The organism is Mucilaginibacter rubeus, from assembly GCF_014643835.1.
Taxonomy (GTDB): domain Bacteria; phylum Bacteroidota; class Bacteroidia; order Sphingobacteriales; family Sphingobacteriaceae; genus Mucilaginibacter; species Mucilaginibacter rubeus.
In genome coordinates, this window is sequence record NZ_BMKD01000007.1 from 1 (window position 1) to 14612 (window position 14612).

Below are 14612 nucleotides of genomic sequence, written 5' to 3' on the forward strand. Positions count from 1 at the left end.
TTTTCAATCTTTTTTTCCTTTACTTTTCTATCCTTTTAATGTACTAACCCGCTAACTCACTTCCTCGTTTGCGGGCTGCAAAGGTAGCCACTTTTACGCCTTCTCCAAATTATTTCTACCTATTTTTCTTAATGTTTCCTTAACATACTATACATCAGGTAAAAAAAGTTTATACAAGCCTCGAAAACCAGCGTTAGGGATAGCAGCGGGTACCGGCCAACGAGCGTAATGCCTGCAGGCGTATGAGCGAATAGCCCGGCCGAAGGCAACGCCCTCATTCAGCTTGCTGTTTTAAGCACACAATTAATACTTACAAAAATCACGGGGCATCAACATCCGGTCTATAGATAATTTATCCATTTGCAAACCTCTACCATATACTTAGGAAGACAACCGCCGGAAACTCACCCAACGGTGATTTGTCTACCTCCGGCACACTATTTTCCTAACTTTTCATTTACAATACCTAAAACGATTTATAGAAATCTATATTTGTTAAACAACCGATTCAAAACACAACACATCTTATATTATAATGGAGGAAAAACCGCTACGGAGCCGGCAATGGTTTGGTAAAAAGGGCAAGGATGGCTTCATATATCGCGCCTGGATGAAAAACCAGGGCATCCCGGCACATCAGTTGCAGGGAAAGCCGGTGATCGGCATCTGCAATACATGGTCGGAGCTTACACCTTGCAATGCCCATTTCCGGGAATTAGCCCAATCTATAAAAAATGGCATTTATGAAGCCGGTGGCTATCCCGTTGAATTCCCGGTGATGTCTTTAGGCGAAACTTTGGTTAAACCTACTGCCATGCTGTACCGAAACCTGGTAAGTATGGATGTTGAAGAGAGTATCCGTGCAAATCCGCTTGATGGCGTGGTGCTGCTTTGCGGCTGCGATAAAACCACGCCGGCACTGGTAATGGGAGCCTGCAGCGTAAATATTCCAACCATAGTAGTATCGGGCGGGGCCATGTTGACAGGTAAATACCGGGGCCGGGATATCGGCACATCGGATATCTGGCGCTTTTTCGCCGATCATCAAACCGGGCAAATGAACGATGAAGACCTTTATACTGCCGAAGCCTGCATGGCCCGCAGCCAGGGGCATTGCGCGGTAATGGGAACGGCATCAACAATGGCCTGCATGGTCGAATCGCTGGGACTTTCACTGGCAGAGAATGCGGCTATCCCCGCGGCCGACTCTCGTCGTAAAGTATTAGCGCACCTATCGGGCAATCGCATTGTCGATATGGTGCATGAAGACCTGAAACCTTCAGACATCCTGACCCGGGAGGCTTTTGAAAATGCCATCACCGTTAATGCGGCTATTGGCGGCTCTACCAATTTTATTATTCACCTGCTGGCCATAGCAGGCCGCATAGGGGTTGATTTAAGTATGGATGATTTCAATACATCATCCCGCAAAATACCCTTACTGGCCAATCTGCAGCCCTCGGGTAAATATTTTATGGAGGATTTTTATTATGCTGGTGGTTTACCGGCTTTAATGAAAGAGCTTCATGAACAACTTAACAGCGATACTATAACCGTAAGCGGCCACCCTATATTACGTAATTATGAAAACAGCGAATGTTTTAACCGCGAACTGATAGCGCCGGTTGATAATCCTTTTAACCCAACAGCGGGTATAACGGTACTTAAAGGTAATCTTTGCGAGAACGGGGCTGTGATGAAACCGTCGGCGGCAAGCCCGGGCTTAATGCAGCATACCGGTAAGGCCGTTGTATTTGAAAATATAGAGGATTTTAATCATCGCATTAACGACCCGGCATTGGATGTGGATAAAAACAGCGTTCTGGTATTGAAAAATGCAGGCCCCAAAGGCTACCCCGGCATGCCCGAAGTTGGCAATATGCTGATCCCGAAAAAACTGGCCGACCAGGGCATTACCGATATGGTACGCATCTCCGACGGGCGGATGAGTGGTACGGGCTTTGGCACGGTAGTACTGCATGTATCACCAGAGGCAGCCATCGGCGGAACATTGGCTATAGTACAGGATGGCGATATAATTAAACTTGATGTACCCGCCGGTACACTGCACCTTGAGGTTAGTGATGAAGAAATTGCCGAAAGAAAATCAAAGCTGGCATTAAATAACAATATCAGCAAACGGGGATACACTTATTTATACCAAACGCATGTAGAGCAAGCACATTTGGGAGCTGATCTTGATTTTTTAAGAGGGGGCTCAGGGAGTGAGGTTTTAAGGGATTCGCATTGAGAGAGACAAAATAACAAATAAGCTTTGAGCGAGGGCCGGTCAGTCTGAGCCTGTCGAAGACTCGCGCGCAGAGGCCCTCCCACCATGCTTCGACATGCTACCCATGACAGCAAGCAATTAGTTAACCAACCATCAACCTAAAAATGATAACTGATAAATTTAACGGACAGGTAGCTATAGTAACCGGTGCCGGACAAGGAATAGGTTTTGAAATAGCTAAACAGCTAAGTCTCGCCGGTGCGTATGTATTATTGAATGATTTGAGTGAGGAACTGGCTGTTCAGGCATCCGATACCATTAACGGGCTCGGCGGTAATTGTTACCCGATAGCCGGCGATGCTTCGGACATTGATTTTATACAACAAATGGTTGATGAAGCGGTACAGCGTTATGGCAAACTTACCATTGCCGTTGCCAATGCCGGGATCACTTTGTTTGGCGATTTTTTGAATTACCCTGCCCAATCCCTGCAAAGTGTAATGAATGTTAATTTGCAGGGCAGTTTCTTTTTAGCGCAAAGGGCAGCCAGGCAAATTGTTAAACAAAAAAGCGGGGGCAGTATCCTGTTCATGTCCTCCGTTACGGGGCACCAGGCCCACCAAGACCTTGCCGCTTACGGTATGACGAAAGCCGCGCTTGAAATGCTGGCTAAAAGCCTGGTGGTTGAACTATCACAACATCAAATTACCGTGAATACCGTGGCCCCCGGTGCCACCCTTACCGAGCGCACGATGGAAGATGCCGGATATCAAAAAACCTGGGCCCGCATTACCCCTATGGGTCGCGCCGCAACTGTTGAAGATGTGGCAAACGCGGTGTTGTTTTTGGTTTCGCCAGATGCAAGGCAAATTACCGGTCAAAATTTGGTAGTTGATGGGGGGTGGACGGCGGTTAGTACTTCTCCATATTAGTGTAGTGAATGGTTGATTAGGTTGATAAGTGAGTGGTTTCCTTTCTTTGGATTAAAACTTGCGAAGTTTTAACGAGCTATAAGGTTATTCAACAGATAATCAAATGTAAACTTTGGTTCGTAACCAAAATACCGTTTAGCCTTTTCGCTCACATAAACCCGGTCGATACTTTTTGGGAACTCCCAGCCTTTTGATAGATAAACAGTTTCAGCCTGAGGATAATGCTTTCTTATTGCTTCGAGAGGGTTCTGTTTTAATTGTACAAGCTCATCTTTTTTAAAGGGTGAACTACTGGTGATATTAAAGATCTCGAACTCAGGAAAAGTTTGTTCCAAAGCTAATCGGAGGCCTTCGGCGCCATCGCGTTCATCGAGGCCGCGGTACAGGCGGTGATTTAGTTTGAGGTTATCTGTTTCGGGCAGGAAACGGCCAACTCTATACACCGATGCCTGTAAACCTTCGCGGTAAAAAAAATCCTTACAAAGCTGCTCGGCGGTTTGCTTGGTGATGTCGTAAATATCCCGTGGTTTAATAGGCAGTTCTTCATCAACCCAAACGGCCTGGTTAGCATCCACCATCGCATCGCCATAAATAGATGTAGTACTGGTATACAGCATTTTTTGAACGCCATTAGCAATACAGGCATTAAGCAAATTGAGTGTGCCGTAAATATTCACATCGATGAATGCTTCGCGCGGATAGTTCAATTCATAATGTTTACCGTGGATTGCTGCCGTATGAATAATTGCATCGATATTTTGAGTGACTATTAAAACAGCATCTTTATTTAATATATCAATCAGTTCATTGGTAGTTTCGGCCGGGATGATATCAATGCCGGTAACCTGGTGCCCATTTATCCGAAGATGGTTAACTGTAACCGCGCCCAATCTTCCTGATGATCCTGTTACTAAAACGCGCATAAGTTAATGACCGGGCGCAATAGCCAATATCCGGGACCACTCGGGGTGGCGTTTCAGGTACGAAGCCACGTAAACACAAAGCGGCACCAGTTTCAGGTTATTCTGTTCGATATAGTTGAATGTTTTTTCAACAATGGCCGATGCCACGCCTTTGCCTTCCAGCTCAACCGGCACTTCGGTATGGATGAGGTAAATTTTATCGTCCTTTTTTTTGTAGTCGATAAAAGCGCGGTAGCCTTCAACAGTCAATTCAAAATTGTGGATGGCCTCATTATTTACCAGGGGGATTTCTTCGTATTTCATAGCGTATATATTACGGGGTGAACAAATGTATAAAATGTTCACCCCGTTTAACAGAAATTACTTCTTAATTCCCCAAACCGATACCGATCCAGCCTTCACTTTAAACTCGGCCCAGCCATCAGCGGTGATCACTACTTCCTCGCCGTCATGTTTGTTTAAATAGTCCACAAAAACTTTACCGGCATGCCCGGCCCCAATTTCCATCTCCTTAAAACCATCCTCACTGTTTGAAATCACTACGGCACAACCTGAATCTTCGTGATCGGTATCGCCTTCACGCGTCCAGCCTATGCAGTTAGGGTGGTCAAAATAATCGCGCTGAGTTCCGTAGGCCATGTTTTTCCTTACATAAAGCATGGTTTCCAGTTCGGTTACTACAGGCAGCTCTATTTCATGATCTTCGCCGTCACCACCTTTGTCGGTATATTTTGAGCCATACATATCGGCATAAAAAACACAGGGATAACCGGCCTCACGCAGCAGGATCAACGCATAGGCCAAAGGCTTAAACCATTGCTCTACCGGTTGCTCTAACGATTGCAGCGGTTGAGTATCGTGATTTTCAACAAGTGTAACTGCCAGTTCGGGTTTTACACTTAAGAGCGTATTATCAAAAATGGTAGTAAGATCATAATCTTTTCCGCCCCTTGAGGCATGATGAAAGTTATCATGCAGCAGGGTATCAAAAAGCGACATGCGCCCTTCGGTAGCTTCAATATATGCTAACAGTTTAGGCAAATCAAAAGCCCAGTACTCACCAACGGTAAAAAACTCATGTTTAAACTCGTCGCGCATATAATCAAGCCATTCGTTGTAAAAGCCATGATCCATATGTTTTATGGCATCAAGCCTGAAGCCATTAAATTTTGCGGTTTTAAAATACCATTTGCCCCACTTTTTCAGTTCGTCCCGTACGCTTGGGTTACGGGTGTCGATATCTGAAAGCATAAGGTAATCAAAATTGCCGTTTTCGTCGTCAAGCACATCTTTCCAGCCCTCGCCATATTGGTTCTGGATACTGAATATGGCCGTCTCTTTTTTATAGGCATCATAATCAATACCCGAAAAGCACTGCCAATCCCATATAAATTTGGAGTATTTGCCTTTACGGCCCGGGAAAGTGAATTTGGTATATGCGCCTATTTCGTAAACCTCGCTTATAAACTCGTTACGGTTGGCGGGGTCAACCTTGCGGGCATTCACCTTTTCAATTTCATCGGCACCGCCCATATGGTTAAGCACCACATCAACATAAACCTTTAACTGGGCTTTTTGCGCCGCAGCTATCGCATCGAGATATTCTTGTTTGGTGCCGTATTTTGTTGCGATTGTACCTTTCTGATCAAACTCGCCAAGATCATAAATATCGTAAACATCATACCCGGCCGAGAGCCCTCCGCTTGCCGCTTTATAAGCCGGCGGAAGCCATACCGAATCGATCCCTTTTTTCTTCAGGTTTTCTGCATCATTTTTTAACTGATTCCACAATCTGCCTCCGGCGGGGTAATACCATTCAAAAAACTGCAGCATTGTAAAATTTTCCATGCTTTTAATTAAGTAAGCTAATTATAAATGACTACTTAACTAAATATAAACAGAAAGGTTTTATCCCGGCTTAACCTCGATGTTAAATCATTATGAACCTGTTTACCCGGCATGAATCTGGCGGATGTTTTGTATGACACTATCCGGGCAATGGTTTATTACAGCCGCTTTCGTCAATAAGCACGACGATACAGTCACTGTAATACCCCGTTTTAACACAATTAGAGCTATTTCCGGATTAGAAATCTTATTTAAGGATCAATACCGGGTGCCTGGCATTTAAAGACAAAGCTTCGGTTATGCTGCTGTGGGTTAAATTATAAAAAAAGCTGTGTTTGCCCGGCAGGGCAATGATCAATTGTACCTGCTGTTCTGTAGCAAAATTGAGTATGCCCCGTACAATATTTTTATCTTCCGAATAATGAAGCTTACATTCATAACAATTAACCAGCTGTTTTACCGATGCTTCAAATTCGGCCTCCCGGCCAATATGCTTTTTCTTCGGGTCGACATACAGAAGCATCAGCTTTGGGTTAAGCCAGCTGTGCGACGTGTTAAGGCCCTTTAAAACGCCGAGCCGGGCTACGGCTTCCAAATCACAGGGTACCAATGCCTGCTCTATTTTCTGATAATTACAATCAGGCGGAATGATCAGTACTTTTACCGGGCTGCTTTTTGCAATTTCGATGATCTGTTCGCCAATCATACTTAACTCATGCCCCATATCGCCGCCAACTATCATCAGGTCGGGGTGCTGATCTTCAACTACATTGTGTATAGCCCTAACAATAGGCTCAGTGCTAACTACCGTTTCTATCTCAATATTTTCGTGGCAGCGGTTTTTCAGCTTTTTCATGAGATCCTTAAGCTGAACTTCTATTTTTTGCCGCTCATTTTCAATATCATCAGCGCTTATCAGTAAAAAATCGGGCGAAGGAAGGATTTGTTCATATACCGATGTATAATAACTTTTGAGCAGTATAATTTTCTTTACCGGCATATCACAACCCATGTCGGCTGCATATTTTATAGCATTGGTATTGGTGTCGGAAAAATCTACCGGTATTAATATAGTTTTCATAACAAACAATTTAGGTACGTACGAGACCCGTGCGCTTAATGCTAAATTTACGATTTGTTTAACTATTTAATACAACTATTTGCAGCTAAAACGCTAATAAAACCTTCCCCCCTTTATCATAAGCAAAAGCCTGCGCAAACTCATCAACTGTATAAGTTGCCGATGGGGAAAGCTGAAACTCGGCCCTGCCAATGGAATGTACTAAATGACTGATCATGTGAGTTTTTTCTTCGAGCGAAAGCCCAGCCACATATCCCCTCACACCAAAACCCTTAATGACCAGGTTTTTAAACACGACTTCGGCGTTGAGGTAGGCAGCCGGCTGTGGATCAAGCAAACCATAAACAATAAGGTGCCCTCCGGGCGATAATGAGGATATTATTTCAGTAGCCAGTTCCCCGCCTACCGCGTCAAGTGCCGCTTTGATGCCCTTGCCTTTGGTAATTTCATCAATAACCTGCTTAAGCTTACCGGGTTCAGGAACTATTACTTCCTCGGCTTTTAAAGCTAATAACTCTTGCTTTTGCGCCTCATCGCGTACGGTGGCTATAACACAAATACCTTTTTCGGCGGCAAGCTGTATCACTATGCGCGATACTGTGGAATGGCCCGCAGTAAGCAGCAGCCAGTCGCCGCTTTTTACTTGTGCTTCCTGTATTAAACCATATGCGGTGTACGAATTGAGTAATAATTGCGCGGCTTTTGCTAATGGGAAGGTATCGGGCAATAATACCACGTCCTGCTCGTCAACTACCACATATTGCGCCCATGCCCCTATTTTGCTAAAAGCTACCAGGCTACCTTTGGGGATAATACTGTCATGTCCGGCTTCTTCAACATAACCGGCGCCTTCCAGTCCCGCTATTTGGGGCAGCACTGGCTGATAGCGGTATTTTCCGGCAATAAAAAGCAGGTCGGCCGGGTGTACAGGGCAGGCCTTCACCCTGATGAGCAACTGGCCGGAAGCCGGTTTGGGGTAGGCTAAATGTTTCAGTTGTATCACATCAGCGGCATTGCCTGCCTGCTCAAAAACCAATGCTTTCATAGTTGAAATACAAATTTCGGCTATGAAAGTTTTTAATGAGGTTAACATCTGCTACATGGAGTGTAAGGTAAAACAAGCATGTTGGCAGGTCTGGTTTGCAAAATTGAGCTAAAAAGCTTCACTAAAATTTATACCCCAAAGCAATGCCCAGGCTCCGGGTCCTGGTTTTCTTGTATGGGTAATTACCAACCTCGATATTAGCAAGCCCTAAATTATGAACTGCATTAATCATTAAACCGTTATCAAACTCAAAGCCGGCGACTACGTTGGCTCCATAGTCGAAAGATTTAAAATTGCTCCTGTTATCACTGCCAAATTTAGCTTTGAAGCTACGGTTGGCGGGAGATGATTGCCCCGGCGATTCGTTGCTTACCGGTGTAAACCTACCTGACAAAGCCCAACCAATATATGGCCCGGCGCCCAGATAAAATTTGCCGCCATGAACCGGAATGTTATAAACCAGGTTAACCGGCACCTGGATATAATATAAACGCCATTTGCCATACATCCGGTAAACAATATCTCCGCTTAAAACTTCTTCGGTAGTTTTACTGCTTAATGAATTGAAAATAATAGCCGGCTGCAACGAAAACCTGTTGACATTAAAGCTGGCAAAGACCCCGGCGAAATAGCCGGACCCGCTTTTTTCGGCATCGCGGATCTGCACATCCGTGCCGGGCGTCCGGGATAACCAGGTGCCGCTTACGCCCGCCCTGATGCCAAATTGAATAGCGTTTGTTTGTGCGGACAATTTAAAACATGCCAATAATAGCAGGGACGACAAGGTTAAATGTAGTTTCATGTTTGTGTAAAGTATGGTTTAGAAGGGATACGAAAAAATGCGCCGGGATGCGACATTCAACAATAAATTTTAGCGATAAAAAAAGCTTACCCTTAAATGAGGTAAGCCTTATATATATAATTGTATGCGATTATTTTTAAAACTTAATGCTCATGCTTAATGTACCGCGAGTTGGGTTTTGTGGCGCCAAACGGAACGACCAATATTTTTCGTTAGTCAGGTTGTCCAGCTTAAAGCCTATGCGGTATTTAGGCTGATCATAAAACACAGTGGCATCAACCGTGGTATATGACGGTATGGTGAATTTAAACGCAGCGGTATTGGTTTGGTATGAATCACTTCCGTAGTTGCCACCCACTCCAAAACCCAAACCCTGAATTTTACCGTGGGTAATGCGATAGCTCATCCATAAGTTGGCCAACCTTGCCGGGCCGGAGTTGGCCGGACGCAAGCCCAGAATACTGGCAACACCAGGGGCTGCATTAGTAATTTTACTGTCGTTATAAGCAAAACCAGCGACGATATTGAAGCCACTCAAAGGATTGGCGATCACTTCGGCCTCGATGCCCCTGCTTAACTGGGTGCCTGCCTGGGTAATAAATCCAGTATGTGCCGGATCATCCATTATGGTATTAGTCACAGAAATATTATAGTAACTAACTGTCGAGCTGATTTTATGATCCCAGATGTCAGCCTTTATACCACCTTCCCATTGGTTGGCATATTGGGGTTTAAAAGTTGAGTTATCAAAGCTTGTGGCTGTAGGAGTAGCATTATTAAAACCATTCATATAATTACCAAATAACGATACCTGGTCTTTAACTACCTGGTAAACCAAACCAAATTTGGGCGACCATGCCGTTTGACTGAAATTGCCGGTGGTTTTGCCATCGGCGGGTGTGTAAGCGCCTTTGTTAACAAACCTGTCGATACGGATGCTGGCCATGGCGTTCAGGCGTTCGGTAATATTAAACACATCCGATACATAGGCCGCGTAAGAGCTTTGGTTATTTTGAACATAATCGCCGGGCTTGGGAGCGGCGGCGGCTACAAGTGCCGAAACTTTGTCTGCCGTAAAACTATTATAAGCTGCTCCCGGGTTAAGGTAATTGATTGCCGGTGTGCTTACGGTAACGTTGGTATTATTGCTTTTTTGATTGTAATACTCTAAACCCGCAACAATGCGGTTACGGAACTGACCGATTTTAAAATCGCCTATAAAGTTTTGCTGCACGTTAGTGATATAATAAGGATAATCTTCCTGGGTAACCTGCCGTTTTATCTGCTTGCTACTATCGACGAGGGAAAACGCGGTAACCATGCCCTTGGTAGTCGAAAAAGTTTTATTGAACATGGTTTGCGATTTCCAGTGATCCGAGATCTTGTAATTGATCAATGAATAAAGATCAATTTGCCTGCTCAGGTAATCGACCCCATTGTTACCGAAAGAACGTTTATAATCGATGCCCAGATCTTTAACATTATAGGTCTTTCCTTTGGTGTCCGGGGCGAGCCTGTAGGCCGAAGTAGCGTTCGAGTTACCTATTTCCGCGTCAACATCAACCGATAAACGATCATTAACGATGTAGGTTATGCTGGGCGCGACAAAAAAACCGCGATTAAAGCCCGCATCCTGGAAACTGTGCTCATTGTGCACCGCCGCGTTAACGCGGAACAATACGGTTTTATCCTTATTTAAAGGCATGTTAACATCGGCCGTAAGGCGATTGAGATCAAAGCTCCCTGTTTGGTAAGTAATTTCGGTACGCGACGTTTCATTAGGTTGTTTGGTAACGCGGTTAAATAAACCACCAAACGATGCAAGACTGCTGTTGAACAGCGTACCTGTAGGGCCTTTTATTGCTTCTATCTTTTCAATATCGGCGGGGTCGATGCTGTTAAAGTTATAACCTGCTACACTGTTACGGATAAAATTGCCGGTAACAAAACCTCTTGATAACAAGGTGGTACGCCCGTTATTATATACTAATGGCACACCCGTACCCGGGATATTTTTAAAACCATCTGCATAACTGGTTACAATCTGCTCTTTCATCAGTTCGCTGGTAACCACACTGTATACCTGCGGGTTTTCAAGGTTTTTCAGCGGCAGACGGGCAACATCTTCAGTTTCCTTTTTTAGGAATTTGTTATGCCTGGCACTTTTAACATACACCTCCTGCAGGTCTTTTGCCCCTTCAGTTAAAACAAAACTAACTGTGGTAATTTCGCCTACGTTAACAATAACCTCTTTGGTTTGAGTTTGCAGGCCAATAAAGCTTGCAACAACGGTGTATGTACCTGCGGGAACATTTTTAATAGTAAAATGACCGCTTTGCCCGGCAGTAGCACCAAACTTGGTATTGCTTAAAACAACATTGACAAACTCCGCAGCCTTACCATCGGCAGTTTTTACAGTACCTTTTATAGTTCCTGCGCCGGTTTGCGCAGTTGCATTGTAGTTTAAAAACAGCATCGCCAGTATAAAGCTAAAAGCTATTTTGATCACTACTTTAAGAGTTGAAGATACATTTGTTATAGCCGGCTTACCGGAAGCAAGAATAGGGGTAAATGTAAAATGCATATTTTACTTAATAATGAATTGATTGAAGGATCAGCAGTATTAATCGAGCCACAAAATTTAATAACCTGCAACCCGGATTTGGCGCAAAGTTATATTTATTTAGATTAATTACAAATAAGGTTTTAAAAAAGGGAATCCCTAACTATGTAGGGTAATGGCTCTGAATTAATTGGGAATATGAGAAATATTTAGAAGAGGTTTTTAAGAAGATCTCCAGCAACTACAATATCAGGCAAGCTAAAAAACTACCCCTCCCTCCCCGGAAAACTTTCACTGCCCCGCATATAGCTGCCCAAACGTTTCAGCAGGTAGGTTGCTTTTATCAGCAATGTTTTATCGGTAACAAACTCGCTGATATCATCTGCTTTGTTCATCAACTCCTGCTTGTACACGTCCTTAAAATCGAAATAATTGAGTGCAAACTTCCATTTGCCGGTTAAAAACGAAAAAACTTCGGTGTCGTTTTCGAGCAATTGCGAATAATTAATTACCAGGTAATCATCGGGCTGCAGCTTTTTAAGCATTTTCAATATTGCTTCATTGTAATTGATCCATACTTTTAAATAGCTTTCGGCATGGTCATGGTAAAAAGCCTTCAACCTGCGCGGCCGTCTGAAATGAGTCCATACCTGGCGCTGAATATATTTACGGGCCATATACTTTTGGTCAACGGATACAAAATCACGCCTGAGTAATGAACTAACTACCGATTGATAATTACGCAGCACTACCAGGTACCGCGCACCGGGCAACAGCTTGGCATAAGTATCCAAAAAAAGACAGGTGCGCGGGTCTTTCCAGGCCCATTGGTTATAAAGCTGCTGTTTAATGCCAATTACTGCTTTCATCTTTTCAAGTTGATAAAGCGGCACTTCAATATCCCGGGTATCGGTTAGCCCCGATACTTCCAAACTGTTACGATCAAGGATCTCTTCATGCAGCTTCAAAAACTCCAGATCTTCAAAGTGGCCATCAACATTGCCTGTACCGCTGCCGCATAAGCGCTCGCCAATTTGCAGGCCGCAGCGGCTTAACCAGTTGGTTATAAGCGATGTACCCGAACGGTGCATCCCCGCAATAATTAACGTTTGCCGGGGCGTGAATTTAACTGTTGTATTGATCATACCTTGGTTAATAACGGCCGGCCGGCTGTAGCTGCTTAATTTGCACCTGCTGATAGTTATCAAGAATAAAACCTGCCAACATTTCGGTTGCCTCGGTCTGCCTGGTAATATGGGTGTTGATATACAAATCAGGCGACGACGGGATTTGGAAAGGGTCATTAATACCGCTTAGGTTAGTTACCTTGTCCGGATGGCCTTCGGGCAATAACGCGCGCTTGTAAAGTCCTTTGGTATCCCTTTGCAACAGTGTTTTTACGGGACAATCGATATGGATCAGCTTTACATCAGGATAAGTAGCCATCAGCTCGCGGCGAATCACATCGTATGGGTTTATAGCGCTGATGATGGTTACAACGCCATGCCCGGATAATTTACCGGCTATAAAACCAAGCCTGCGGATATTTTCAAAACGGTCTTCCTTAGTGTAACCCAGGTTAGGGAACAGCTTTTGACGGTATACATCAGCATCAATAATTTCAACAGGGATATCGGTATCAGATAACCTCATTTTAACATGTTGAGCAAGGGTGGTTTTACCTGATCCGGATAACCCGCAAAGCAGAATAATCATAAAGTGGTGTGTTAAGCGTTAATAATAATTGTTGTGTAAACCATTATTGAAAGCTTAACGCAAATATTTCGGACGAAATTGTTGTTAACACTTACTGTGTCGATACATGGCAACATTGTATCGATGAACAGCAAAATGATGTAGACGGAGAGAAAACTTCAGCAATTAATTATGGTTACTGCTTCTGCATGCACCAGGTTGTCATACAGCGCAGGTTTTGCACGTTGGTGGTTTTTATAGGTTCATAAAGCTGTGCGCCCAGCTCGCGGGTATATTCAAGCAGGATCTCTTCATTTACCAAAAACCGTTCGGAGCCGTCGGGCAGCAGGTAGCGGTAATTACCCAAAGGCTGTACCAATGTTTCAATGCCGATATCAGATGCAAGCCTTGCAAAGAAATAACCTCCTGGTTTCAGTACGCGCCATAGTGAGCGTACCATATTGTCAAAATGTTCGGCATCATTAGCAAAATGCAGCACGGCACTGCAAATTACCAGGTCAAACTGCCCGTCATCAAAAGGCAGGTCCTCAACAGGGGCCAGTTTAAAATTATCGGGCGAATGATCAGGACACAGATCGGCAGATAGCCGTTTGGCAAGTTCAACAGCATGTTCGCTTTGATCAATACCATAAACGCTGAAACCATTTTGCAAAAAATAAGCTATGTTTCGCCCGTTGCCACAGCCTGCATCAAGTATCGTACGGCAATCATCAAAACGCCCTTTCAATAACTGGTCGAACAAATAGATATCGATATTGCCGTATAATTTCCGGAGGTTATTGCTGTTCATGGCCAATACTGTTTTGCACCCGAAATTACTGTTTTATTGGATGCCATGGAGAAAACTTATTAACTTTAAGTATGGCTACCGATATGAATATTTTTTTTCAGTTTATGAAAAGCACCTTGTTGCCGCTGCCGGGTGTTACCCATAAAATGCACTTTGAGCATCCTGCATTTTATGTTAACGATAAGATCTTCGCCAACATACATGAAAAGGATGAGCAACTGGCCATTTACACCACTGAGCGCGAAAAATGGATGGCGCTTGATCCGCATACCTTTTTCATCACTCCGCATTATCAAAATTACAAATACATGCTGGTGAGCCTCGAAACCGTATCACCCGGCGATCTGAAGCACTTGTTAATAACAGCGTACCTTGCAAGGGCCACCAAAAAGCTGATCAGGGAATATGAAGAGATGATAAAGAGTGGCTGAGCCGATTATCAACAAACAGGCTTATCCTCCTTAGGGCCTTACGCCGTTCAGCGCTTCCCGGTTAAGATAAACATAAATCAAAACTCCTACTACTAAAACCGCCAGCACTACAAGCCCGATCTTCCCCTTTTTCTTATCCTGGCGCATAAGCCAAACCATAGCAGCTATTAATGGAATAACAAAAACAATGTAAAAAATATATCCTGATGCGTTCATATGCCCCCCAGCCCCCTAAAGGGGGAGTTTTAATG

14 protein-coding genes are annotated in these 14612 nt (G+C 44.1%); 3 read left to right on the forward strand and 11 right to left on the reverse strand.

Annotated elements, in window-relative coordinates:
* Positions 1–535: 535 nt before the first annotated feature.
* Both IEX80_RS20870 and IEX80_RS20875 read left to right on the forward strand, forming a co-directional pair.
* Positions 536–2251 (forward strand): IlvD/Edd family dehydratase, encoded by a 1716-nt coding sequence (locus IEX80_RS20870; protein ID WP_188834037.1) that lies wholly within the window; start codon positions 536–538, stop codon positions 2249–2251.
* Positions 2252–2394: 143 nt separating this feature from the next.
* A complete protein-coding gene (locus tag IEX80_RS20875) occupies positions 2395–3162 on the forward strand; it encodes an SDR family NAD(P)-dependent oxidoreductase (RefSeq protein WP_090534594.1) in 768 nt (255 codons plus the stop codon).
* 68 nt (positions 3163–3230) lie between these two features.
* On the opposite strand, the gene IEX80_RS20880 is transcribed toward IEX80_RS20875, so the two are convergent.
* From IEX80_RS20880 to IEX80_RS20925, 10 genes are all read right to left on the reverse strand, one after another.
* Positions 3231–4085 carry an NAD-dependent epimerase/dehydratase family protein gene (locus IEX80_RS20880; RefSeq protein ID WP_090534592.1) on the reverse strand — a complete coding sequence of 285 codons (855 nt, stop codon included), beginning with the start codon at positions 4083–4085 and terminating at the stop codon, positions 3231–3233.
* Positions 4086–4088: 3 nt separating this feature from the next.
* On the reverse strand, positions 4089–4388 hold the full coding sequence (locus IEX80_RS20885) for a GNAT family N-acetyltransferase (protein WP_090534590.1): 300 nt from the start codon (positions 4386–4388) through the stop codon (positions 4089–4091).
* Between the two features lie 57 nt (positions 4389–4445).
* A complete protein-coding gene (locus IEX80_RS20890; RefSeq protein ID WP_188834038.1) occupies positions 4446–5933 on the reverse strand; it encodes an alpha-amylase in 1488 nt (495 codons plus the stop codon).
* 247 nt (positions 5934–6180) lie between these two features.
* Positions 6181–7014, reverse strand: coding sequence for a universal stress protein (locus IEX80_RS20895; protein WP_188834039.1), 834 nt, complete (start codon positions 7012–7014; stop codon positions 6181–6183).
* A gap of 85 nt (positions 7015–7099) precedes the next feature.
* Positions 7100–8059, reverse strand: coding sequence for a zinc-dependent alcohol dehydrogenase family protein (locus tag IEX80_RS20900; RefSeq protein WP_188834040.1), 960 nt, complete (start codon positions 8057–8059; stop codon positions 7100–7102).
* 121 nt (positions 8060–8180) lie between these two features.
* On the reverse strand, positions 8181–8861 hold the full coding sequence (locus IEX80_RS20905; RefSeq protein ID WP_188834041.1) for a porin family protein: 681 nt from the start codon (positions 8859–8861) through the stop codon (positions 8181–8183).
* Positions 8862–8997: 136 nt separating this feature from the next.
* A complete protein-coding gene (locus IEX80_RS20910) occupies positions 8998–11445 on the reverse strand; it encodes a TonB-dependent receptor (protein ID WP_188834042.1) in 2448 nt (815 codons plus the stop codon).
* A gap of 245 nt (positions 11446–11690) precedes the next feature.
* Positions 11691–12569, reverse strand: a complete 879-nt coding sequence (locus IEX80_RS20915; protein WP_176626745.1) for a sulfotransferase — start codon at positions 12567–12569, stop codon at positions 11691–11693.
* Positions 12570–12576: 7 nt separating this feature from the next.
* Positions 12577–13140, reverse strand: a complete 564-nt coding sequence (locus tag IEX80_RS20920; protein WP_176626743.1) for an adenylyl-sulfate kinase — start codon at positions 13138–13140, stop codon at positions 12577–12579.
* 175 nt (positions 13141–13315) lie between these two features.
* Entirely contained in the window at positions 13316–13930 is a 615-nt protein-coding gene (locus IEX80_RS20925) for a class I SAM-dependent methyltransferase (RefSeq protein ID WP_188834043.1), read from the reverse strand.
* A 104-nt stretch (positions 13931–14034) separates the two neighbouring features.
* Between IEX80_RS20925 and IEX80_RS20930 the strand changes: the two genes are divergently transcribed.
* Entirely contained in the window at positions 14035–14361 is a 327-nt protein-coding gene (locus tag IEX80_RS20930) for an MmcQ/YjbR family DNA-binding protein (protein ID WP_188834044.1), read from the forward strand.
* Between the two features lie 30 nt (positions 14362–14391).
* On the opposite strand, the gene IEX80_RS20935 is transcribed toward IEX80_RS20930, so the two are convergent.
* A complete protein-coding gene (locus tag IEX80_RS20935) occupies positions 14392–14577 on the reverse strand; it encodes a hypothetical protein (RefSeq protein WP_090534570.1) in 186 nt (61 codons plus the stop codon).
* Between the last annotated feature and the right edge of the window lie 35 nt (positions 14578–14612).

What these genes read in the sequence shown, in the direction of transcription:
- IEX80_RS20880 (WP_090534592.1), bottom strand. Translation starts at nt 4,085, where the DNA reads ATGCGCGTTTTAGTAACAGGATCATCAGGAAGATTGGGCGCGGTTACA.
- IEX80_RS20875 (WP_090534594.1), top strand. Translation starts at nt 2,395, where the DNA reads ATGATAACTGATAAATTTAACGGACAGGTAGCTATAGTAACCGGTGCC.
- IEX80_RS20915 (WP_176626745.1), bottom strand. Translation starts at nt 12,569, where the DNA reads ATGATCAATACAACAGTTAAATTCACGCCCCGGCAAACGTTAATTATT.
- IEX80_RS20870 (WP_188834037.1), top strand. Translation starts at nt 536, where the DNA reads ATGGAGGAAAAACCGCTACGGAGCCGGCAATGGTTTGGTAAAAAGGGC.
- IEX80_RS20885 (WP_090534590.1), bottom strand. Translation starts at nt 4,388, where the DNA reads ATGAAATACGAAGAAATCCCCCTGGTAAATAATGAGGCCATCCACAAT.
- IEX80_RS20900 (WP_188834040.1), bottom strand. Translation starts at nt 8,059, where the DNA reads ATGAAAGCATTGGTTTTTGAGCAGGCAGGCAATGCCGCTGATGTGATA.
- IEX80_RS20890 (WP_188834038.1), bottom strand. Translation starts at nt 5,933, where the DNA reads ATGGAAAATTTTACAATGCTGCAGTTTTTTGAATGGTATTACCCCGCC.
- IEX80_RS20905 (WP_188834041.1), bottom strand. Translation starts at nt 8,861, where the DNA reads ATGAAACTACATTTAACCTTGTCGTCCCTGCTATTATTGGCATGTTTT.
- IEX80_RS20930 (WP_188834044.1), top strand. Translation starts at nt 14,035, where the DNA reads ATGAAAAGCACCTTGTTGCCGCTGCCGGGTGTTACCCATAAAATGCAC.
- IEX80_RS20935 (WP_090534570.1), bottom strand. Translation starts at nt 14,577, where the DNA reads ATGAACGCATCAGGATATATTTTTTACATTGTTTTTGTTATTCCATTA.
- IEX80_RS20910 (WP_188834042.1), bottom strand. Translation starts at nt 11,445, where the DNA reads ATGCATTTTACATTTACCCCTATTCTTGCTTCCGGTAAGCCGGCTATA.
- IEX80_RS20895 (WP_188834039.1), bottom strand. Translation starts at nt 7,014, where the DNA reads ATGAAAACTATATTAATACCGGTAGATTTTTCCGACACCAATACCAAT.
- IEX80_RS20925 (WP_188834043.1), bottom strand. Translation starts at nt 13,930, where the DNA reads ATGAACAGCAATAACCTCCGGAAATTATACGGCAATATCGATATCTAT.
- IEX80_RS20920 (WP_176626743.1), bottom strand. Translation starts at nt 13,140, where the DNA reads ATGATTATTCTGCTTTGCGGGTTATCCGGATCAGGTAAAACCACCCTT.